Raw genomic sequence first — 19,983 nt, forward strand, 5'->3', positions numbered from 1 at the left:
TGTGTCGGTGCCTGAAGTCGATAATACAGTACGCTTGTCCTGTGAGAGTTCATTGGGCTGAAACTCTCCCGACGCAGCTCATTGTGCCTCGTTCCGGGCGTGCCCGCGGGCGTGTCGTACTGTGAGGCGCATGGGCCCGCTGCCGATTCTCACCGAAGTGCCGACCGACGTGGATCTGTCCGCGCTCCAGGCGGATCTCGCCGCCGACGGCGTCGCCGTGCTCAACCCCGCGCACGCCGATTCGGTGCCGCAGCTGGTGCAGGTCGTCAAGGACGCCCGGGCCCAGGGGATCGAGAACTTCCAGGTGGTCGTCCTCGCGCACGACTACAACCCGGACACCTCGCTGCGCGACCTCGGCACCGAGCTCGGCAGGCAGATGGGTGCCGACGCCGAGCATCCGCTGACCGTCCTGGTGATGTCGCCCGGTCAGGTGGCCGGGTACTCCACGCAGCTCTCGCGCTACCAGATCGAGAAGGGGCAGGACGGCTACACGGGCCGGCTCGCGCTCAACAACCCGCCGAAGGCCGCCGAGGACTTCGCCACGGTCGCGAACGACGCGACCTTCCCGTGGGCGGGCTTCACCGTCGGGCTGGTGCTGGTCGTCGCCGCCCTGGCGGGCTGGGCGCGGGTGGTGACCCGTCGCCGCAGCCGCGCGGTCGACGCCGCTCGCAAGGCCGCCGCGGCGGACCGCGCTCCGGCCGCCGTCGGCGTGGAGTCCCCGGATTCGACGGTCCGCGCGTCCGAAGAGAATGGCGGCTCCGCTGTTCGATCGAACGAATAGCGCACATTCATTCGAAATTCCAGCTGTGTAATTCCCGGCTGCTGTCCGTTTCGGAAGCGTTTCATCGAACGGTGATCCGCCCTGGTCAGGGCGTCTGATGAGAAGCTCACACCTGTGTAATTTGTGAATCGTGTTTTCTATTGTTGTGAAAGTGCCGTACGGTACGACTGAAGCCAATGTTGTGCGTGTGGCCCATGCGTACTCATCGGGTCTGAACGAGTCTTGAGTTGAGGGAGACACCTTGAGGCGTACGGCACACCCCGCCACGATTCTCGCTGCGCGGTCGTTGCTCGCGGCAGTCGCCACCGGCTCGCTGGTGGTCGGCTCCGTCGCGGGTGCGGGATCGGTCCTGGCCGAGCCCAACGGCCCCGAAGCGAACCCCGCCAACGTCGTCGCAGCGCTCGTCGACCGGATCGCACAGGCCGATCAGCGCATCGCGGACCTGCGCGGCGACGTCGCGACGAAGCGGCAGTCGGTCAACCGCGCGGTCGTCGACCTCCAGTCCGCCCGCGACGCCGCCACGGCGGCTTCCGGAGCGATCACCGTCTCCGAGGCCGCGGTCAAGGACTCGGACGCGAGGATCACGACCGCGCAGACCGCGTTCGACCAGGTGGTCCGCGCGGCGTACGCGCAGGGCAACAGCGCCGGTGCGCTGGTCAACACCCTCGGCGGCAACGATCCCGGCGAGGCCGTCGATCGGGCGACGACACTGCGCATCGTCGCCGATAAGCAGAAGGTCGCCCTCGGCGATCTCAAGGCCGCCAAGGCGCGCGCCGAGGCCTCCCGCACCGCCGCGCGCGCGGCGAAGGTGCAGGCCGACGCCGCGACGGCCGCCGCGGCCGAGCGCAAGACGACCGCCGAGGACTCCATCACGCAGACCGTCGCGGCGCTGACCACCCAGCAGCAGGAGCAGACGAAGCTCAGCACGCAGCGCGAGCTGGCGCAGCGCGCGCTCGACCAGGCCAAGAGTGCGGAGAACCGCGCCGCGCAGCAGCGGATCTACGCGCAGTACGTCGTCGACGAGCAGCAGACCCAGCAGATCGCCGCCCCGGCGGCGCCCGCGGCGCAGCCCGCGGCCCCCGCTGCGCAGGCGGCCGCGCCCGCGGCTCCCGCCGCGCAGGCCGGCACCGTCGACAGCGCCGATCCGTTGGCCGCGGCCCGGACCTTCGCGCAGGGCATCGTCGGGCAGGCTTCCTCGCTGTTCAGCAACCCGTTCGGCGCCATCACCGGGCAGTCCGGTGGGACGCAGCAGCCGACCGCCCCGGCCTCGCAGGCCGTGCCCGGCGTCGGCAGCATGAGCGGTGCCCAGATGATCGAGACCGTCATCCAGCGCGGCATGTCGGTCATCGGCGTGCAGTACGCCTGGGGTGGCGGCAACGCCTGGGGCGCGACCAAGGGCGTGCGCGACGGCGGCGTGGCCGACAGCTTCGGCGACTACAACCGCGTCGGCTTCGACTGCTCGGGCCTCATGGCGTACATGTACGCCGCGGTCGGCATCGCCCTGCCGAAGTACTCGGGCTACCAGTACACGACCGGCAACAAGGTGCCGATCAGCCAGCTCAAGCGCGGCGACATGGTCTTCCGCGGGCCCGGCGGCACCCAGCACGTGGCGATGTACCTCGGCAACAACCAGATCCTCGAGTCGCCGCAGTCCGGCGGCGCGGTGCGCATCGCCCCCTTCGACGCTTCGACGTTCCTCTCGCAGGGCGTCCGCGTGATCAACAGCTGACCGCGGACGATTCAGTACGCTCGGGGGAACGGGCCGCCGCGGTCCGGGATCGGACGGGCCCCGCGGGGCCGGGGGAACGACGACGAAGGGGACACTGCGTGACGCACTCACAGGGGCAGGACACCGCCTCGAGCGACGAGGTCAAGCTGCTGGAGCGGGCGGTCTACGAGGTCAAGCGCGTGATCGTGGGCCAGGACCAGCTGGTCGAGCGGATCCTGGTGGGCATGCTGGCCAAGGGCCACGTGCTCCTCGAGGGCGTCCCCGGCGTCGCGAAGACGCTCGCCGTCGAGACCTTCGCCACCGTGGTCGGCGGCTCCTTCTCCCGCATCCAGTTCACCCCCGACCTGGTGCCCTCCGACCTCGTCGGTACCCGCATCTACCGGCAGGGCAAGGAGCAGTTCGACACCGAGATCGGCCCGGTCTCCGCGAACTTCCTGCTGGCCGACGAGATCAACCGCGCGCCCGCGAAGGTGCAGTCGGCGCTGCTCGAGGTCATGGCCGAGCGCAAGGTCTCGATCGGCGGCCAGACCTACCCGATGCCCGATCCCTTCCTCGTGCTCGCGACCCAGAACCCCATCGAGAACGAGGGCGTCTACCCGCTCCCCGAGGCCCAGCGCGATCGCTTCCTGTTCAAGGTCGTCGTCGGCTACCCCTCCATCGAGGAGGAGCGGGAGATCGTCTACCGCATGGGCACCGTCCCGCCCGTCGCCTCGCAGGTCCTCGACCCCGCCACGGTGCAGCGCCTGCAGCGCGCCGCGAGTGAGGTCTTCGTCCATCACGCGCTCGTCGACTACGTGGTGCGCGTCATCGCCGCCACCCGCACCCCGCGCGAGTTCGGCCTCGAGGACGTGGCCTCGTGGATCACCTACGGCGCCTCGCCCCGCGCGACCCTCGGCATCGTCGCGGCCGCCCGCGCCCTCGCGCTGCTGCGCGGCCGCGACTACGTGGTCCCGCAGGACGTCGTCGAGATCATCCCGGACGTCCTGCGCCACCGCCTGGTCATGAGCTACGACGCCCTCGCCGACGAGGTCACCGCTGATCAGGCCATCAACCGCGTGCTGCAGACCGTCGCGCTGCCGCAGGTCGTCGGGCAGCCCGTGCCGCAGTCGGCGGCGCCCGCCGCGCCGCAGCAGTACGTGCCCGCGCAGCAGCCGCAGGGCTGACGATGCCGGCCACACCCCCGGGCCCGCACCACGGCACCCCGGCCGGCCCCGGGACCCGGCACAGCCCGCTCCCGAGCTTCGCCGGCGGCGAGGTCGACGAGACCCGCATGCAGGCGTCGCTGAAGATGCTCGAGCTGCTCGTCCGGCGTCGGCTCGACGGCGTCCTCAAGGGCGATCATCAGGGCCTGCTCCCCGGCCCCGGCTCCGAACCGGGGGAGTCGCGCCCGTACACGCCCGGCGACGACGTGCGCCTCATGGACTGGTCCGTCACCGCCCGCACCACGCACCCGCACGTGCGGCAGATGATCGCGGACCGCGAGCTGCAGACCTGGATCGTCGTGGACCTGTCCGCGTCGATGGACTTCGGTTCGACGGGCGGCACCAAGCGCGACCTCGCCGTCGCCGCGTCGGCCGCCGTCGTGCACCTCGTGAGCGGCGCCGCGAACCGCGTCGGCTGCCTCGTCACCAACGGCGCGCAGCTGGTGCGCGTGCAGCCCAAATCCGGTCGTGCACAGCGGCAGAAGGTGCTCAAGGCCGTCGCCACGGCGCCCCGCGCGGTCGAGGGCACCCGGGGCGACCTCCGCGTCGCGCTGGACGCCCTGCGCCGGCCCGAGCAGCCCCGCGGCCTCGTCGTGGTGATCAGCGACTTCCTCGGCGACGTGGACTACGTCCGCGAACTGCGCGGCATCGCCGCGCGGCACGAGGTGCTGGCCGTCGAGGTCCTCGATCCGCGCGACGTCGAGCTCCCGGCGGTCGGCGAGATCGCGCTCCGCGACGCCGAATCCGGTGCCGTGCGCGAACTGACCGTGACCCCGGAGCTGCAGCGGCGGTTCGCCGCCGCGGCGCAGGAGCACCGCACGCAGGTGGCCCGCACGCTGCGCGGCGTCGGTGCGCCGGTCCTCGAACTGCGCACCGACCGCGACTGGCTCGCCGACATCGTGCGGTTCGTCGCCGCGCGTCGACGTGGATTGGCTGGTGCTTCCTGACATGGGCGGATTGACCTCGCTCGCCACCCCGATCTGGCTGCTCGGCATCGTCGTCGTGCTCGCCATCCTGGCGGGGTACGTCTACAACGAGCGGCGGCGCAGCAAGCGGGCGCTGAAGTTCGCGAACATGTCCGTGCTCGACTCGGTGGCGCCGCCCGGGCCCAACCGCTTCCGGCATGTGCCGATCGCGCTGTTGAGTATCGGCCTCGTCCTGCTCATGGTCGCCCTGTCCGGGCCGCAGGCGATGCGCAAGGTGCCGCGCAGCCGCGCCACCGTCGTGCTCGTCGTCGACGTCTCGCTGTCGATGCAGGCCACCGACGTCAGCCCCAACCGGCTGGACGCCGCCAAGGAGGCCGCGAAGAAGTTCGTCGGCGAGCTCCCGCAGGGCATGAACCTCGGCATCGTCTCCTACGCCGGCACCGCGCAGTTGCTCGTCTCGCCGACACCCGACCGGTCGCTCGCGACGAACGCGATCGACCACCTCGACCTGGCGCAGCGCACCGCGACCGGCGAGGGCATCTACGCGGCCATCCAGTCGATCAAGAACATCCGGGACGTGCTCGGCGGCAAGGACGCCGCGCCGCCGGCCCGGATCATCCTCGAATCCGACGGCAAGCAGACCGTGCCCACGGATCTCGACGATCCCCGCGGCGGGTTCACCGCCGCCCGCAAGGCGAAGGAGGAGGGCATCCCCATCTCCACCATCTCCTTCGGCACCCCGAACGGCACCGTCGACATCGAGGGGCAGAACATCCCCGTCCCCGTCGACGACGCATCACTGAAGAAGATCGCGGAGCTCTCCGACGGCCAGTTCTTCTCCGCCTCGTCGCTGAACGACCTCAACGAGGCCTACGGCACCCTGCGCGACGAGATCGGGTGGGAGATGCAGAAGGGCGACAACTCGAGGATCTGGGTGCTGTGGGGCACCGGGCTGCTCGTGCTCGGCGCCGCGGGCGCGGTGCTTTTGAACCGGCGCCTGCCGTGACCGCGGCGACTCGCGCGGCCGGAGATTTCCCGGGTCGCGAGCGTGATTGATAGGTTGGCACCCATGTCGACATCTGAATTCACGCCCCGGTCCGTCCTCGTCACGGGCGGCAACCGCGGTATCGGCCTCGCGATCGCGCAGCGCCTCGCCGCCGACGGTCACAAGGTCGCGGTGACGCACCGTGGCTCCGGCGCCCCCGAGGGCCTGTTCGGCGTGCAGTGCGACGTCACCGACACCGAGTCCGTCGACGCCGCGTTCAAGACCGTCGCCGAGCACCAGGGCCCCGTCGAGGTGGTCGTCGCGAACGCCGGCATCACCGAGGACACCCTGCTCATGCGCATGAGCGTCGAGAGCTTCGAGAAGGTCGTCAACGCGAACCTCACCGGCGCCTTCCGCGTCACCAAGGCCGCCACCCGCGACATGCTCAAGAACCGCTGGGGCCGCTTCATCTACCTCGGCTCGGTCGTCGGCCTCATGGGCACGCCCGGCCAGGCCAACTACGCGTCCTCGAAGGCCGGCGTCATCGGCCTCGCGCGGTCGGTCACCCGCGAGCTCGGCGCCCGCAACGTCACCGCCAACGTGATCGCGCCCGGCCTCATCGACACCGACATGACCCGCGACCTCCCCGCCGAGTACACCGAGACCGCCGTCAAGCAGGCCATCCCCGCCAAGCGCATGGGCCAGCCCGAGGAGGTCGCGGCCGTGGTCTCGTTCCTCGCCTCGGACGACTCGTCGTACGTCTCCGGCAACGTCATCAACGTCGACGGTGGCCTGGGCATGGGCCACTAGGCCCCCGAACAGCAGGCCGCTAGGCCCCGAACAGCAGGCCACGAGGCCCTGCGGACCGACGCCGACGGCGCACCGTCGAACCAGCCACGCAGCACGAACACACTGAAGGAGGCACGTCCGTGACCGGACTGCTCGAAGGCAAGACCATCCTCATCACCGGCATCATCACCGATGCCTCCATCGCGTTCTCGGCCGCCAAGGTGGCCCAGGAGCAGGGCGCCAAGGTGATCATCACCGGCATCCCGGACCGTCTCCGCCTCATCGACCGCATCGCCAAGCGCCTCCCGCAGGAGGTGCCGCCGGCGATCCCGCTCGACATCACCGACGAGGAGTACCTCGGCGGCCTGGCGGACAAGGTCCGCGAGCTCGCGCCCGAGGGCATCGACGGCGTGCTGCACTCGATCGCCTTCGCCCCCCGCACCCTGATGGGCCCGGACGCGGTGCCCTTCCTCGAGGGCCCCGGCCCCGACGTCGCGAAGTCCTTCGAGATCTCCGCCTGGAGCTACGCCTCGCTGGCCCGCGCCGTGCTGCCCGTCATGAACGAGGGCGGCTCCATCGTGGGCATGGACTTCGATCCCCGCACCGCGATGCCGGACTACAACTGGATGGGCGTGCAGAAGGCGGCGCTCGAGTCGGTCAACCGCTACGTCGCCCGCGAGGTCGGCTACGCCAAGAAGATCCGCTCCAACCTCGTCGCGGCGGGCCCGATCAAGACCCTGGCCGCGAAGGCGATCTCGGGCACCGCGACCGACGACGCCAAGAAGCTCAACATGCTCAACCAGTACTGGGACGGCGCCTCGCCCATCGGCTGGAACGTCGACGACCCGGAGGTCGTGGGCAAGAGCATCTGCGCGCTGCTCTCCGACTGGCTGCCCGGCACCACCGGCTCCATCGTGTACGTCGACGGCGGTGCCAGCCACAACACCTGGTTCCCGGAGGAAATGATCAACGCGCAGTCGTGACCCACGACGCGCTCCTCGTGCTCTCCTTCGGAGGGCCCGAGCACCCCGACCACGTCCGACCGTTCCTCGAGAACGTCGTGCGTGGCCGCGGCGTACCGCCCGAGCGACTGGACGCCGTCGAACAGCACTACCTGCGGTTCGGCGGCGTCTCGCCGATCAACGAGCAGAACCGCGCGCTGATCGCGGCCGTCTCGGCGGAGTTCGGCCGGCGCGGCCGGGACCTGCCGGTGTACTTCGGCAACCGCAACTGGCACCCGATGGTCGAGGACGCGGTCGCGCGCATGAAGGACGACGGCGTGCGGGATGCGCTCGTCTTCGCCACGTCCGCGTGGGGCGGCTTCTCCGGCTGTCGGCAGTACGACGAGGACATCGCCCGCGCGCTCGCCGCGGTGGGCCCGGGCGCGCCGCGGCTGACGAAGCTGCCGCAGTTCCACGATCACGAGCTGTTCCTGGAGTGCTTCGCCGATGCGGCGGCCGCGGCGCTGGCACGGGTGCCCGCCGGCGCGCGGCTGGTGTTCACCGCGCACTCGATCCCGGAGGCCGCGGACGTCAACGCCGGTCCGCCCGGCGTGTCGAACCTGTACTCGCGGCAGGTCCGCGACGCGGCCGCGAACGTCGCCGCCCGGCTGGGAGTGGATCACGACGTGGTCTGGCAGTCCCGTTCCGGGCCGCCGCAGGTCCCGTGGCTCGAGCCCGACATCTGCGACCACGTCAAGGGTCTCTGGGACCAGCGGGTTCCCGGTGTCGCGGTGGTGCCGATCGGCTTCATCTCCGATCACCTCGAGGTGATCTGGGACCTCGACACCGAGGCGCGCGATCTCGCGGGGGAGCTGGGCATGCCCTTCGCCCGCGCCGCCACCCCGATCCACGATCCGCGATTCGCGGCGATGGTCGCCGACCTCGTGGACGATGCGGATGCGGGCAGGTCCAGCGGGCTCGGCGTCAGCGTCGACGGCGCCGCCTGCGTCGAGGGCTGCTGCCCCGCGGTGCGGCGGCCGGTCCGCTCCTGAAACCGGTGTTCAGCTCAGTCGCGGCGCAGTATTTCGATCGTGTCGCAGCTGAACGCCGGTTTCAGAACGCTCCGCGCAGTTCGTCGCGGCACACCGCGTTGACGGCGGCGACGCGCGCGGCGCGGACGGTGCGCCACAGGTCGCGGTAGGCGGCGTCGCCGCCCTGCGCGGACGCGAGCGTCAGTCCGGCGTACGGGTTCTCGGTGCCCGCGACCAGGAGGATCGCCTCCACCATCCCGGCGCTGTCGAGCACGCGGTGCGCGCGCTCGGTGGCGCCGCGGGGCAGCCGGTGCGCGCCCAGGTAGCGGGTCAGCTCCATCACCACGCCCCGCGGGTCCGACGCCGCGTCGGGCGCGGGCGGCAGGCTGGCCAGGGCCGACGGTGCCTCCCGCACGGCGTCCCGCAGCGCGTGCTCCGCCGCGCCGAGCGAGATGGGGTCGGGATCGACGAGCGCGGGCTCGTGCAGGAAGGCCTGCCAGCGCATCACGTCGCCGGCCTCGGGCGTCGGCACCAGGGCGATCGTCGACGTCGCGCCGTCGAAGAGGACCAGCTCGCCGCGCGCCATGGCGGCCTGCTCCAGGTCGGTGCCCGCGGGTAGGCCGCGCGCGTCGCCGGGCGCGGGCAGGAGCAGCCGGACGGTGTGCGGCTCGAGGGCGCGGATCTCGGCGAGCAGGTCGGGGACGTCGCCGTCGACGACGGACTGCACCGGCGCCCACTCGCCGAGCGCCGCGAGCAGCTCATCCGTGCCGGCCGAACCCGCCAGCCACGCCGCCGACCACACCGCGAAGCCCTGGGCGGGCCCCGCCGTGGCGCGACGGGCGAGGGTGGCGACGGGGGAGCTCATGGGCATCCACTCTAGTCCCGCCGCGCGGGCGCGGCCCATGCGCGACCGCGGGCGAGAATTCTGAAACATGTTCTAGCAAATGCCCCATGGATCTACCCTGACCTGCATGACCGAATCGGACACCTTCGCCGAGCAGGCCCGCCCGGCGTCCTCGCAGCGCACGCCGGACGAGGTGCGTGCCCAGTTGCAGCAGTGGTTCGCCGCGCGCGAGCCGGACGCGGAGGTGCTCGACCTCCACCTGCCCGAGGGGAACGGCATGTCGAGCGAGACGCTGCTCGCGACCGTGCGGTTCGGCGACGACGAGCGGTGCCTCGTCATCCGCGTCGCGCCCAGGCCGGAGTCCGATCCCGTCTTCCCGACCTACGACCTGCCCGCGCAGTTCGCCGTGATGCAGCACGTCGCGGCGTACGGGGTCGCGGCGCCGTGGTGCCTGTGGGTCGAGGAGGACCCCGCCGTGATCGGCGCACCCTTCCTCGTCATGGAGCGGGTCGACGGCGACGTGCCGCCCGACGTCATGCCCTACACCTTCGGCGCCTGGCGCCCCGAGTCCACCGACGCGGACCTGCGCGAACTGGCCGATGCGTCCGTCGACGTGATCGCGACGATCCACGCCGTGCCGGCGCCCGCGGCGGGCCTGATCCCGCTGCCCGAGCCGGGGGAGACGGCGCTCGGCGCGCACCTGCGGCGGCTCCGCGCCTTCTACGACTGGGCCGCGGAGAAGCACGGCGGGGCGCCGCTGCTGGACCGCGCGCTGGACTGGGCGGAGCAGCACCTGCCCGGGCACGCCGACCAGGTGCTCACCTGGGGCGACGCCCGCATCGGCAACCTCATGTACGGCGGCCCGGCGGGCAACACGCCCGTCGCCGTCCTCGACTGGGAGATGGCGACCGTCGGCCCCTGCGAGCTGGACCTCGGCTGGTTCGTCTACCTGCACCGGTTCTTCCAGGACCTCGCCGAGCTCGCCGGCCTCCCCGGCCTGCCCGGGTTCCTGCGCCGCGCGGACGTCGAGCGACGGTACGCCGAGCGCACCGGACACGTGCCGCGCGACATGGACTTCTACACCGCCTACGCGGCCATCGTGCACGGCGTGATCATGTACCGGATCCAGACCCGCGCCATCGACTTCGGCGCCGCGGTGGCGCCGGAGAACCCCGACGACATGATCCTGCACCGCGCCAGCATCGAGAAGATGCTCGCCGGCACGTACTGGGAGACCGTCCTATGACGCTGTCGCCGTTCGACGACTTTCCCGTCCACCAGGTCGCGGAGGTGATCCGCCACCCCGCGACGTCGGACCGCAACTTCTACGACCGCTACTACTTCAACGCGCACAACGGCACCGCCGACGACCCCTTCCTCGTATTGGGGCTCGGCGTCTACCCGAATCTGGGCGTCGTCGACTGCTTCGCCGTCGCGCGGCACGGCGACGACCAGATCGTCTTCCGCGCCTCCAAGGCCCTCGGCGCCGACCGCGCCGACACGACGGTCGGCCCGATGCGCGTCGAGGTGCTCGACGGGCTGCGCCGGCTGCGCGTGACCCTCGAACCCGGCGCGGACTACGACCTCGCCTTCGACCTCGAGTTCACCGGCACCGGCCCCGCGCACCTCGAGCCGCGGCACTTCCACCGCCAACTCGAGCGCGTCACCTTCGACACCCAGCGGTTCGTGCAGGTCGGCACCTGGGCGGGCGAGCTCACCGTCGACGGCGAGAGGTTCGACGCGAGCACCTGGCGCGGCAACCGCGACCGCTCGTGGGGCGTGCGCCCCGTCGGCGAGGCCGAGCCGCCCGGCCGCCGCGTGACCGAGGCCGGCAACTTCTTCTGGATCTACTCCGTCCTGACCACCGCCGACGCCGCGGTCTGCGTGGTCCTCCAGGATGACGTCCACGGCCGCCCGGTCGTCGAGGACGCCACCTGGATCCCGCACGACGGCTCCGCGCCGCGCTGGCTGGGCCACGTCGCGCACGACATCGACTTCGTGCCCGGCACCCGCCAGGCCCGGGCGGCCCGGCTCGTTTTCACGGGGGCCGACGGTGCCGCCACCACCGTCGACGTGCGCATCACCACGGCCAACCACTTCGGCTTCGGCACCGGCTACGGCCTCGACCAGGACTGGCGGCACGGCATGTGGCAGGGCGAGGAGAAGGTCGAGGGGCGGCGCTACCGCGTCTCCGAGCTCGATGTGAACCTCACGATGCTGGTGCCGGTCGAGTACCTCGCGACGTGCACCGTCCGGCACCCGGACGGGCGCACCGAGGAGGGCGAGGGGCTCTTCGAGTTCGGAGCCATCGGCCCGCACACGCGCTACGGCTTCCAGCACTACGTGGATCCCGCGCCGTAGAATCACCCGCCGTGGCGAACAGCTATGGAGACATCTACGCCGGGCACGCGAGCAAGAAGGCGCGCGTCGTTCCCGAGGTGGCGGCCGACCGCGACCTCGTCGTCGAGGACGCGGCCACCGGCTTCTGCGGCGCCGTCGTCGGCTTCGACAAGAGCTACGACGGCGACTTCGTCAAGCTCGAGGACGGCCGCGGCGCGGTCCGCGTCTTCGCGATGCGCAAGGCGGCCTTCCTCATCGACGGGAAGCCCGTCACCCTGGTGAAGCCGCGGGCGAAGGCACCGTCGGGCCCGCAGCGCAGCGCGTCGGGCTCGACCCGCGTCGAGGGGGTGAAGGCGCGGGTCGCGCTGCCCAGCCGGATCTGGGTCGAGGGCATCCACGACGCCGCGCTCGTCGAGCGCGTGTGGGGCCACGACCTGCGGGTCGAGGGCGTCGTCGTCGAGCAGCTCGAGGGACTCGACCACCTGGGCGCACGGCTCGCCGAGTTCCAGCCGGGCCCGGGGCGCAAGGTGGGCGTGCTCGCCGACCACCTCGTCGAGGGCTCCAAGGAGTCCCGGATGACGCAGTCGCTCGGCAAGTACGTGATGGTCACCGGGCACCCGTTCATCGACATCTGGGCCGCGGTGAAGCCCGCGTCCGTGGGCATCGACGCCTGGCCCGACGTGCCGCGCGGCGAGGACTGGAAGACCGGCACCTGCACGCGCCTGGGCTGGGGCGCCCCGCAGGACGGCTGGCGCCGCGTGCAGGGCGCGGTCACCTCGTTCCGCGACCTCGACGCCTCGCTCATCGGGGCCGTCGAGCGGCTCGTGGACTTCGTCACCGAACCTGATTCCTGACCCCACCGCTTGCGGTCGCAGTTGTAGAATCCGCAGGTGGCATCGACCCCGACGACGAAACCCGACACCCGGCAGCAGATCCTGCGGGCGGCGCTCGACTGGGTCGACGAGGCCGGCCTGACGCGGATCTCGATGGGTGCGCTCGCCAAGCGCGCCCGCCTGGCGCGGGCCACGCTCTACCAGCACTTCACCGGCAAGGACGCGCTCGTGGAGGCGCTCGTCGCCAGTGAGCTCGACAAGTTCTACCGGCGGATCCACGACTTCGCCGACGAGATCGCCGACAACGACGAGCGGCTGGCGTCCGGATTCGGCTACGCGTACGCGTACCTGCGGGAACACCGCGCGCTGCAGCACGTGCTCGCCTCGAATCCCGCGCTGCTGTTGCCGTACATCACCGGTGACTCGCCGCAGATGCAGCAGGGGCGGCGCTTCTTCCTGGGGGAGATCCGGCGCGGCGAGTACCGCGACGGCGCCGACGTGCACGCCTTCGCCGACTACTTCGTCCGGCAGCTGCACTCGCTGCTGCTGACCCCGCTGCCGCCCGTCGACGGCATCGCCGACGGTCCCGAGCATCGGGGTCCGAGCTGCGCGAACGTCGAGGCGGGGCGCCGGTACGCCCAGGCCTTCGTGCTCCCGGTGCGGGCGACGATCGCTCCCTGACACGCCCCTCAACAGCTCGAATAGACAGTTCATTGCGAACTGTCCGGCAGTGGTGTTACGTTCGCCACATGACCGATACGACTCTGCCCGAACGCACCCGGGATGCGGTCGCCGACCGGCTCCTCGGCGGCTCCGTCAAGCGCTCCTACGCGCCCGTCGTCGACATCGACTGGGACGCTCCGATCGACCCCGACAAGTACTTCCTGCCGCCGCACATGTGCACCCTCTACGGCACGGACATATGGAACGGCATGACCCGGGAGGAGCAGATCGCCCTCTCCCGCCTCGAGATGGTCAACCTGCTCTCGATGGGCATCTGGTTCGAGAACCTGCTCAACCGCCTGCTCCTGCGTGACCTGCTCGCCAAGGACCCCACGTCGCGCGACGCCTTCTACTCGCTCACCGAGATGGGCGACGAGTGCCGGCACATGGTGATGTTCGGCAAGGTCATCGACCGCGTCGGCGAGCGCCCCTTCCGCCTGCGCGGCTGGCAGCTGGGCGTCGTGAAGTACGTTCTCGCGCCGGTGATCCGCGGCCAGGCCGTGTGGATCGCCGCGCTGGTCGGCGAGGAGATCTTCGACGCGCAGCAGCGGCAGATCAAGGACGACCCGGAGCTGCAGCCGATCGTCGCGCGGCTCATGCAGATCCACGTCACCGAGGAGGCGCGGCACATCGGCTACGCCCGGGACGGCGCGCGCCGCGGCGTGGCCGACCGGAGCCGGATGCAGACGCTGCTCGTCGGGAACCTGCACGCGGGCGCCGCCTTCGGGTTCCGGATGCTGTTCGCCAACCCGCGCATGTACGCCCGCGCCGGCCTCGACGCGAAGGCCGCGTACCGCGCCGCGATCACCAACCCGCACCACATCAAGGCCAAGCAGGACGGGTTCCGCGACCTGGGCCGGTTCCTCGACTCCGTCGGCCTCATGGGCTCGTTCGCGCGGTGGTCGTGGAAGAAGGCGGGGTTCCTCGCGTGACCTCCGCGGAGCAGCCGCGCATCGTCGTCATCGGCGCGCGGGTCCCCGGGCTCGACGGGGCCCTCGTGGCACCGTCGGACGTGGCGGACCTGCGGTTCCGGCCCGACCGCGACGCCTGGACGCTGACGACCCCGGCGGGCGTGACGGACTACGACCTCGTCGTGCTCGCGGGGACCACCGCCGCGATCGAGGTCCCGGCGCTGGACCCGCGGGTCGCGCCGCCCGGCACCGTCGGGCCGGCGGACGCCGAGCGCGCCTACCTGGGCATGCTCGTCGACGGGGTGCCGAACCTGGTGCTCACCGACGGCTCGAAGCACCAGCTGGACACGCTCGACGCGTGGCTGCGGTGGATGTACACCGAGGCGGCGACCCGCCTGCAGTCTCGGCCGCCGGTGACCGCCCGGTGGATCCACCGGGGGCGACGCGTGCCGTCGCGGCCCGATCGGGACGCGATCGATCTGTCCAACGACCACGTGCGCGACGAGGGCGTCTACGCCGGAGAGGCGGTGCTCCGCTCCGGCGACTACGAGGCCGTCTCGCCCGTCCGGCTGGCCGGGCACCTCGAGCCGCTCGACGGCAATTACCACTGGTACGGCACGGTCGACGACGTGGAGATCGGCGCGGCGCTCAAGAAGATGCCCCGCGGGAGCGTCACGGTGTCCGTCGGCGGGGGAGAGGCGTCACCGGCGATGGTCACCGACAAGACGGTGTGGGGCACCTACCGCCTCGTCGGCGTCGGCGCGCCGCCGTACCCGCTCTGACTCAGCGCTTCTCGGCGGCCGGCCCGGAGACCAGGCGACGGATCTCGTCGACGATCAGCTCCGGGTCGGTCAGCGGGACGTTGTGTCCCGAGTGCGCGGCCACGACGTGCCGTCCGGTCGGCGAGGCCGCGGCGCGCCCGGCGTGCGCCTCGTTGACCCGTGCGCGGACCGCCTTCCCGAGGCCCCCGCTCTTCGCGCCGGAGATGACTGTGACGGGAAGGTCGCCGAGGTCCGGCGCGCCCTGCTGCCACGACTGCAGCTCCGGATAGAAGGTCTTCAGCTCCTGGGCCATCGTGTCGACGGCCCGCGGGGTGGCCGCCTCGCGGGCGAGGTCGGCCCGGACGTCCGCGGGGGCGCCGCGGAACGCGATGCCGCCCAGCAGGCGCGGGAGCGGGGTGCGCGCCGCGACCCGCATGATCGCCGTGGTGATCGCCATCCGCCGTTCGACGTTGCCGCGGAACATGTCCTCCGCCGCCTCGTCCGACGGGTCGACCAGGACGAGCCCGGCCACCCGCTCCGGCCGACGCGATGCGGCCAGGCGCACGATCACCCCGCCCAGGCTGTGGCCGACGAGCACGAACCGGGTGTCGTCGCCGTCGGCGAGGCCGTCGAGCAGGTCGTTCAGGTCGTCGGCCATCCGGCCGAACGTACGGCCGGCGGCGTCGGGTTCGCTGCGACCGAGCCCGGACCGGTCGTAGGCGACCGCGGTCGCGAAGGCCGATACCCGCGGCTGCACCGCGCCCCAGGACGAGCGGGTGCCGGCGGCGCCCGCCTCGAAGACCACGGTCGGTGCGCCGTCCGGCCCGTCGGATTCCGCCGCGTGCAGCCGCCGGCCGTCCCGCGTGGTGAGGTACCGACTCCGCCCCTGGGTGTGTGTCATGGGCCCAGGCTAGCGACGCGCACCGACGGGGCTCGTCGGCGATGTCCGGTTTCTGGCAGGATCGAGGTATGGCAGCAGCGCTCTGGCTCATCGGCGCGATCCTGCTGGCCGTGGCGGAAACGGCGGCCGGCGAATTCACCCTGCTCATGCTCGGCGGTGGGGCGCTCGTCACCGCCGGAGCGACGGGCCTCTTCGACCTCCCGATGTGGGCGCAGGGCGTCGTCTTCGCCGTCTCGTCGGTGCTGCTGCTCCTGCTGGCGCGCCCCCCGCTGCGGCGGTACGTCGAGAACCGGCGGGGCGAGGCACCGTCGTACCTGGAATCGCTCCCCGGCATGAAGGCGACTGTGCTGCAGTCCGTCTCGGGCGAGGCCGGCCGCGTGCTGATCGGCGGGGAGGAATGGTCCGCGCGGACGCCGTACGACGGCGCTCCGATCGCCGTGGGCGTGGAGGTGACCATCGTCGAGATCGACGGCGCGGTCGCCGTCGTGGTCGACAGCTGACCGAAGACCTAGGAGAGGAAGATCCATGGAGGGCATAGGAATCGGACTGGTCGTACTCCTCGTACTGATCCTCGCGGCGGTGGTCGTGTTGGTGAAGTCCCTGGTGCTCGTGCCGCAGGCCCAGGCCGCGGTGATCGAACGGCTCGGCCGGTACACGCGCACGGTGTCGGGCCAGCTGGCGCTGCTGATCCCGTTCGTCGACAAGGTCCGCGCGCGGGTGGACCTGCGCGAGCAGGTGGTCTCGTTCCCGCCCCAGCCGGTGATCACGCAGGACAACCTCACGGTGAACATCGACACCGTCGTGTACTTCCAGGTGACCCGGCCCGAGGCGGCGGTCTACGAGATCAGCAACTACGTGGTCGGCGTCGAGCAGATCACCACGACCACGCTGCGCAACGTGGTCGGCGGCATGACGCTGGAGGAGACGCTGACCTCGCGCGAGAAGATCAACGGCCAGCTGCGCGGTGTGCTCGACGAGGCCACGTCCCGGTGGGGCCTGCGCGTCGCCCGGGTCGAGCTCAAGTCGATCTTCCCGCCCCCGTCGATCCAGGAGTCGATGGAGAAGCAGATGAAGGCCGACCGCGAGAAGCGGGCCACCATCCTCTCCGCCGAGGGCCACCGGGAGGCCGCGATCAAGTCGGCCGAGGGCGACAAGGCGAGCCGGATCCTCCTGGCGGAGGGCGAGCGGCAGGCGGCGATCCTCGCCGCGGAGGCCGACCGGCAGGCCGAGATCCTGCGGGCCGAGGGCCGCCGCGCCGCCGCGTACCTGGAGGCCCAGGGCGAGGCGAAGGCCATCGAGACCACGTTCTCGGCCATCAAGTCCGGGCGCCCGACGCCCGAGCTGCTCGCCTACCAGTACCTGCAGACCCTGCCGGAGATGGCGCAGGGCGATGCGAACAAGGTGTGGGTGGTGCCCAGCGACTTCAACGCGGCGCTCCAGGGATTCATGCGCAACCTCGGCACGCCCGGGTCGGACGGGGTGTTCCGGTTCGAGCCCTCCGAGGACGCGCCCGGCACTGCGCCGGACATCGACACGGAGGGCTGGTTCGATACGCCCGAGCCCGTGGCGCCCGTGGTCGTGACGAAGGACGAGGTGCCCGACGCGCCGATCGCGTCCTCCGCGTCCGCGGCGCCGGAGTCGTCGCCGGAATCCCTCGCGGAGTCCGCCGCGCAGCTCCCCACCGGCCAGTCGGCGAGCCAGCTGGGCCAGGGGCACACCCGCTGGCAGAACCTCGCGCCGTCCGAGGTGCCGCAGCCGGGACAGGTGCCGCCGCAGGAGGGCTGACTCCGCGCCGGCGACGCCGCCGCCGTTCAGCGGCCGAGCGCCACCGCCACGCCGGCGCAGGCGACGGCCCACAGCACCGAGACGAAGGTGCCGATGATGAACTGCTCGGCCGCGCCGGGGTGGCGCAGCTCGGGATAGCGGGCGAGCCCCTTCGCGGCGACGATCACCGCGAGGCCGCCGCCGAAGTTCGCGAGCACGCACACCGCGATCGCCGCGCGCTCCAACACCCCGATCGCGAGCCCGCCGCGCAGGGGCGAGGCGGGCACGGGTCCGTCGCCGGGCCCGTCCGCGCCGTCGGGCGCAGGATCGTCGTCGCTCGGGGGCGCGGCATCGGTCTCGGATTCGTCCTCTCCGGTGGCGCCGGCGAGTGCGAACGCGGCGGTGACCAGGGCGCTGCCGCCCGCCATGGCGGCCAGCACCGCGGCGACGCGCACCGCCGCCAGGCCGAAGCCGGTGGCCGCCGGCGCGGCCAGGGCAACCGCGGCCGCGGCCGCGAGCAGGACGGCCGGCACTGCGGCCCACACCAGACCGGCGGTACCGCGCGAATCCCGCCGCGCCGCGAGGACGCCGGCGACCGCCGCGGCGAGCAGCAGCGCGATCACGACCCCGATCATCGGGCCGCCCCCGCGCCGAGATCGGCCTGCGTGACCAGCTCCACCGCCAGCGCGCGCCCCGCCGGCTCCACCGACCAGCCCGCCGCGGCGGCCCGCTGCGACGCGGCTTGGCGCGAGATGCCGAGCTCCGCGGCGGCCGCCGTGATCGACATGCCCGTGTTCAGCAACGCCGTCACCTCCTGTCCCTCCCGTGATCTGCGGCCCACGATAAGTCCGAGCACCGACAGGATCGCCTCGGCGCGGGCCGCCGCGGCACCGTCGACGCCCCGGACCTGCAGAGGGACGGCTGTACTCTTCGCGGCTTCGACCGCCTCGCGGGCGGCCTCGAACGCCCGGCCGCGGCCGGCCCGGGTCTGGGCGGGGAGCGGCGTCTCGACGGGCCCGGTCCCGATCCCGACGCTCCAGTGCCCGTCGGCGAGGAGAGCCAGGGCCGCGTCCACGGCGACCGCGGCGTCGTCGGTGACGGCCTGCAGCTCGTCGCCCGCCGTGCGGTCGGGCGGGCGGAGCCAGGCGAGGGGCGCCAGGAGCGTGCGTGCCGCCTCGACCCTGTCGGTGTCGGAGCGGCTGCCCCGCTGGTCGGCCGTGAGAACGATCATCGAGCAAGTGTATAGGCTTGCGTAGGTCTCTCGCAAGGGTAGAAACTTGCCGATGGAGATCCCGGGTCAGGCCGCCAGTTCGGGGTGTCGCAGCAGCGCCCCGCTCGCGGGGGCGCGGGGCAGGGTCCCCCGGGCGGCGGCGATCCATCCGGTCACCAGGCCCAGGAAGTAGACGACGGCGAGCACGGCGTACCCGGTGGCGCCGGTCGCGGCCGACATCGCGCTGAATCCGGTGGCGCAGGTGCCCACGGGGAAGGTGAAGGACCACCAGGTCAGGGCGTACGGCAGGCCGTTCGGCGTACCGAGGGCCGTGCGGGCGGTGAGGGTGAGCGCCACGGACGTCCACAGGAGCACGGCGACCGTGACGGTCCAGCCGTAGTCGGTGCCGAAGCGCTGCAGGCCGGCGGCCAGGTCGTCGCCCACCGCGAGGTGGGCGGTGGCGCCGAGGCCGTTCGCCGCGGTGATCGACTGCCCGAGCGGGCCGAGCACGATCCACGCCGTCGGGACCATCGCGGGAGCCCAGGCAGGGCCGCGCAGGAGGCGCAGCATCACCGCGGGCAGGACGACGAGAGAGGTGATGAGGGTGAACACGAAGCACCCGTAGCTGAACCACAGCAGCGACGTGCGCACGACGCCCCCGGTCGCGTAGGGCAGCAGCACCGCGCCGCCGGCCGCCGTCACCATGGGCGAGACGACCGGCATCAGCCAGCCCGCGAAGGCGTCGTCCCGGCGGTAGTGACCGCCGCGGACCATGAGGACGGGGATCAGGAGGGCGAAGAACAGTCCCAGTGCCGAACCGACGACCCAGAGGGTGGTGCCCAGGATCAGGGCGGCCGTCAGGCCGATCCAGTCCCGGCCCACCAGCACCGCGCCGATGCCCACGGTGAGGAACGCCATCGCCATCGCGCCGTAGAAGTTGCCGATCACGGGGTCGCGGTGATGGCGACGGGCGTACGCCGGGTACCGGATCCAGTGCGCGACGGTGCCGGCGGTGAGCGCCACCAGTAGCGCCGCCGCCACCACCCACACCGCGGCGGCCGCAGTGCGCACGCCGGGCAGCTGCACGGGCAGACCCACGGCCGCGTTCGCGATGATGCCGGTGCCCATGACCGACGCGAACCAGTTCGGTGTGAGGTTCGAGACGGCCTCCCACGGGCTGCGAAGATCGCGCAGCACCCCGGCCCGGGCGGGTCGGGCGTCGCGGGTTTCCGTGGTCGTCATGTGCATGCTGACCACTCTGTCCCGGCCTCGGCGCGCCCGGAACCCACAGGGCGCCTATCTACCCATAGAA

At 72.1% G+C, this 19,983-nt stretch carries 21 protein-coding genes; 16 read left to right on the forward strand and 5 right to left on the reverse strand.

The features are described from left to right. Positions 1-130 precede the first annotated feature (130 nt). The 8 genes from ACNAYW_RS03925 (at position 131) to ACNAYW_RS03960 (ending at position 8,405) form a co-directional block, all read left to right on the forward strand. Positions 131-781, forward strand: coding sequence for an Rv1476 family membrane protein (locus tag ACNAYW_RS03925; protein ID WP_415848443.1), 651 nt, complete (start codon positions 131-133; stop codon positions 779-781). Between the two features lie 241 nt (positions 782-1,022). After that, positions 1,023-2,510, forward strand: a complete 1,488-nt coding sequence (locus ACNAYW_RS03930) for an NlpC/P60 family protein (protein WP_415848444.1) — start codon at positions 1,023-1,025, stop codon at positions 2,508-2,510. Positions 2,511-2,608: 98 nt separating this feature from the next. Continuing rightward, on the forward strand, positions 2,609-3,673 hold the full coding sequence (locus tag ACNAYW_RS03935) for an AAA family ATPase (RefSeq protein WP_415848445.1): 1,065 nt from the start codon (positions 2,609-2,611) through the stop codon (positions 3,671-3,673). A gap of 107 nt (positions 3,674-3,780) precedes the next feature. Beyond that, positions 3,781-4,659 carry a DUF58 domain-containing protein gene (locus ACNAYW_RS03940; protein WP_415848522.1) on the forward strand — a complete coding sequence of 293 codons (879 nt, stop codon included), beginning with the start codon at positions 3,781-3,783 and terminating at the stop codon, positions 4,657-4,659. A 1-nt stretch (position 4,660) separates the two neighbouring features. Continuing rightward, positions 4,661-5,644, forward strand: a complete 984-nt coding sequence (locus tag ACNAYW_RS03945) for a VWA domain-containing protein (RefSeq protein ID WP_415848523.1) — start codon at positions 4,661-4,663, stop codon at positions 5,642-5,644. 63 nt (positions 5,645-5,707) lie between these two features. Next, positions 5,708-6,433 carry a 3-oxoacyl-ACP reductase FabG1 gene (gene fabG1, locus ACNAYW_RS03950; protein WP_415848446.1) on the forward strand — a complete coding sequence of 242 codons (726 nt, stop codon included), beginning with the start codon at positions 5,708-5,710 and terminating at the stop codon, positions 6,431-6,433. A 119-nt stretch (positions 6,434-6,552) separates the two neighbouring features. Next, entirely contained in the window at positions 6,553-7,395 is an 843-nt protein-coding gene (inhA, locus tag ACNAYW_RS03955; protein ID WP_415848447.1) for an NADH-dependent enoyl-ACP reductase InhA, read from the forward strand. After that, positions 7,392-8,405, forward strand: a complete 1,014-nt coding sequence (locus ACNAYW_RS03960) for a ferrochelatase (RefSeq protein ID WP_415848448.1) — start codon at positions 7,392-7,394, stop codon at positions 8,403-8,405. Before inhA ends, ACNAYW_RS03960 begins: the two co-directional genes overlap by 4 nt. 61 nt (positions 8,406-8,466) lie before the next feature. On the opposite strand, the gene ACNAYW_RS03965 is transcribed toward ACNAYW_RS03960, so the two are convergent. Further along, the gene (locus tag ACNAYW_RS03965) at positions 8,467-9,249 is read right to left on the reverse strand and encodes a hypothetical protein (RefSeq protein WP_415848449.1); all 783 of its coding nucleotides are present in this window, start codon (positions 9,247-9,249) and stop codon (positions 8,467-8,469) included. Between the two features lie 106 nt (positions 9,250-9,355). Here ACNAYW_RS03965 and ACNAYW_RS03970 point away from each other — a divergent pair, with 106 nt between their 5' ends. The 6 genes from ACNAYW_RS03970 to ACNAYW_RS03995 all read left to right on the forward strand — a co-directional run bounded on the left by ACNAYW_RS03970 (position 9,356) and on the right by ACNAYW_RS03995 (position 14,817). Then, positions 9,356-10,474, forward strand: a complete 1,119-nt coding sequence (locus ACNAYW_RS03970; RefSeq protein WP_415848450.1) for a phosphotransferase family protein — start codon at positions 9,356-9,358, stop codon at positions 10,472-10,474. Further along, a complete protein-coding gene (locus tag ACNAYW_RS03975; RefSeq protein WP_415848451.1) occupies positions 10,471-11,589 on the forward strand; it encodes a hypothetical protein in 1,119 nt (372 codons plus the stop codon). The genes ACNAYW_RS03970 and ACNAYW_RS03975 overlap by 4 nt, the downstream gene beginning before the upstream one ends. 11 nt (positions 11,590-11,600) lie before the next feature. Beyond that, a complete protein-coding gene (locus ACNAYW_RS03980) occupies positions 11,601-12,422 on the forward strand; it encodes a DUF3097 domain-containing protein (RefSeq protein WP_415848452.1) in 822 nt (273 codons plus the stop codon). Positions 12,423-12,458: 36 nt separating this feature from the next. After that, positions 12,459-13,082 carry a TetR/AcrR family transcriptional regulator gene (locus tag ACNAYW_RS03985; protein ID WP_415848453.1) on the forward strand — a complete coding sequence of 208 codons (624 nt, stop codon included), beginning with the start codon at positions 12,459-12,461 and terminating at the stop codon, positions 13,080-13,082. Between the two features lie 68 nt (positions 13,083-13,150). Continuing rightward, on the forward strand, positions 13,151-14,056 hold the full coding sequence (locus tag ACNAYW_RS03990; protein ID WP_415848454.1) for an AurF N-oxygenase family protein: 906 nt from the start codon (positions 13,151-13,153) through the stop codon (positions 14,054-14,056). After that, a complete protein-coding gene (locus ACNAYW_RS03995) occupies positions 14,053-14,817 on the forward strand; it encodes a DUF4873 domain-containing protein (RefSeq protein ID WP_415848455.1) in 765 nt (254 codons plus the stop codon). The genes ACNAYW_RS03990 and ACNAYW_RS03995 overlap by 4 nt, the downstream gene beginning before the upstream one ends. Before the next feature lies 1 nt (position 14,818). On the opposite strand, the gene ACNAYW_RS04000 is transcribed toward ACNAYW_RS03995, so the two are convergent. Beyond that, complete coding sequence (locus ACNAYW_RS04000) at positions 14,819-15,697, reverse strand: alpha/beta fold hydrolase (RefSeq protein WP_415848456.1); 879 nt, start codon at positions 15,695-15,697, stop codon at positions 14,819-14,821. Between the two features lie 68 nt (positions 15,698-15,765). On the opposite strand from ACNAYW_RS04000, the gene ACNAYW_RS04005 reads away from it, so the two are divergent. Both ACNAYW_RS04005 and ACNAYW_RS04010 read left to right on the forward strand, forming a co-directional pair. Beyond that, positions 15,766-16,197 carry an NfeD family protein gene (locus ACNAYW_RS04005; protein ID WP_415848457.1) on the forward strand — a complete coding sequence of 144 codons (432 nt, stop codon included), beginning with the start codon at positions 15,766-15,768 and terminating at the stop codon, positions 16,195-16,197. Positions 16,198-16,222: 25 nt separating this feature from the next. After that, on the forward strand, positions 16,223-17,482 hold the full coding sequence (locus ACNAYW_RS04010; RefSeq protein ID WP_415848458.1) for an SPFH domain-containing protein: 1,260 nt from the start codon (positions 16,223-16,225) through the stop codon (positions 17,480-17,482). A 26-nt stretch (positions 17,483-17,508) separates the two neighbouring features. On the opposite strand, the gene ACNAYW_RS04015 is transcribed toward ACNAYW_RS04010, so the two are convergent. The 3 genes from ACNAYW_RS04015 to ACNAYW_RS04025 all read right to left on the reverse strand — a co-directional run bounded on the left by ACNAYW_RS04015 (position 17,509) and on the right by ACNAYW_RS04025 (position 19,913). Then, positions 17,509-18,096, reverse strand: coding sequence for a hypothetical protein (locus tag ACNAYW_RS04015; protein WP_415848459.1), 588 nt, complete (start codon positions 18,094-18,096; stop codon positions 17,509-17,511). After that, the gene (locus ACNAYW_RS04020) at positions 18,093-18,692 is read right to left on the reverse strand and encodes a hypothetical protein (RefSeq protein ID WP_415848460.1); all 600 of its coding nucleotides are present in this window, start codon (positions 18,690-18,692) and stop codon (positions 18,093-18,095) included. The genes ACNAYW_RS04015 and ACNAYW_RS04020 overlap by 4 nt, the downstream gene beginning before the upstream one ends. 66 nt (positions 18,693-18,758) lie before the next feature. Beyond that, the gene (locus tag ACNAYW_RS04025; RefSeq protein WP_415848461.1) at positions 18,759-19,913 is read right to left on the reverse strand and encodes a TDT family transporter; all 1,155 of its coding nucleotides are present in this window, start codon (positions 19,911-19,913) and stop codon (positions 18,759-18,761) included. Positions 19,914-19,983: the final 70 nt, after the last annotated feature.

The organism is Tsukamurella ocularis, assembly GCF_965138335.1.
GTDB lineage: Bacteria > Actinomycetota > Actinomycetes > Mycobacteriales > Mycobacteriaceae > Tsukamurella > Tsukamurella ocularis_A.

Bases quoted from the DNA above. Each gene is read 5' to 3' on its own strand.
- ACNAYW_RS04015 (WP_415848459.1), bottom strand. From the start codon at position 18,096: ATGATCGGGGTCGTGATCGCGCTGCTGCTCGCCGCGGCGGTCGCCGGC.
- ACNAYW_RS04020 (WP_415848460.1), bottom strand. From the start codon at position 18,692: ATGATCGTTCTCACGGCCGACCAGCGGGGCAGCCGCTCCGACACCGAC.
- ACNAYW_RS03925 (WP_415848443.1), top strand. From the start codon at position 131: ATGGGCCCGCTGCCGATTCTCACCGAAGTGCCGACCGACGTGGATCTG.
- ACNAYW_RS04000 (WP_415848456.1), bottom strand. From the start codon at position 15,697: ATGACACACACCCAGGGGCGGAGTCGGTACCTCACCACGCGGGACGGC.
- ACNAYW_RS03970 (WP_415848450.1), top strand. From the start codon at position 9,356: ATGACCGAATCGGACACCTTCGCCGAGCAGGCCCGCCCGGCGTCCTCG.
- ACNAYW_RS04025 (WP_415848461.1), bottom strand. From the start codon at position 19,913: ATGACGACCACGGAAACCCGCGACGCCCGACCCGCCCGGGCCGGGGTG.
- ACNAYW_RS03975 (WP_415848451.1), top strand. From the start codon at position 10,471: ATGACGCTGTCGCCGTTCGACGACTTTCCCGTCCACCAGGTCGCGGAG.
- fabG1 (WP_415848446.1), top strand. From the start codon at position 5,708: ATGTCGACATCTGAATTCACGCCCCGGTCCGTCCTCGTCACGGGCGGC.
- ACNAYW_RS03940 (WP_415848522.1), top strand. From the start codon at position 3,781: ATGCAGGCGTCGCTGAAGATGCTCGAGCTGCTCGTCCGGCGTCGGCTC.
- ACNAYW_RS03990 (WP_415848454.1), top strand. From the start codon at position 13,151: ATGACCGATACGACTCTGCCCGAACGCACCCGGGATGCGGTCGCCGAC.
- ACNAYW_RS03945 (WP_415848523.1), top strand. From the start codon at position 4,661: ATGGGCGGATTGACCTCGCTCGCCACCCCGATCTGGCTGCTCGGCATC.
- ACNAYW_RS04010 (WP_415848458.1), top strand. From the start codon at position 16,223: ATGGAGGGCATAGGAATCGGACTGGTCGTACTCCTCGTACTGATCCTC.
- ACNAYW_RS04005 (WP_415848457.1), top strand. From the start codon at position 15,766: ATGGCAGCAGCGCTCTGGCTCATCGGCGCGATCCTGCTGGCCGTGGCG.
- ACNAYW_RS03965 (WP_415848449.1), bottom strand. From the start codon at position 9,249: ATGAGCTCCCCCGTCGCCACCCTCGCCCGTCGCGCCACGGCGGGGCCC.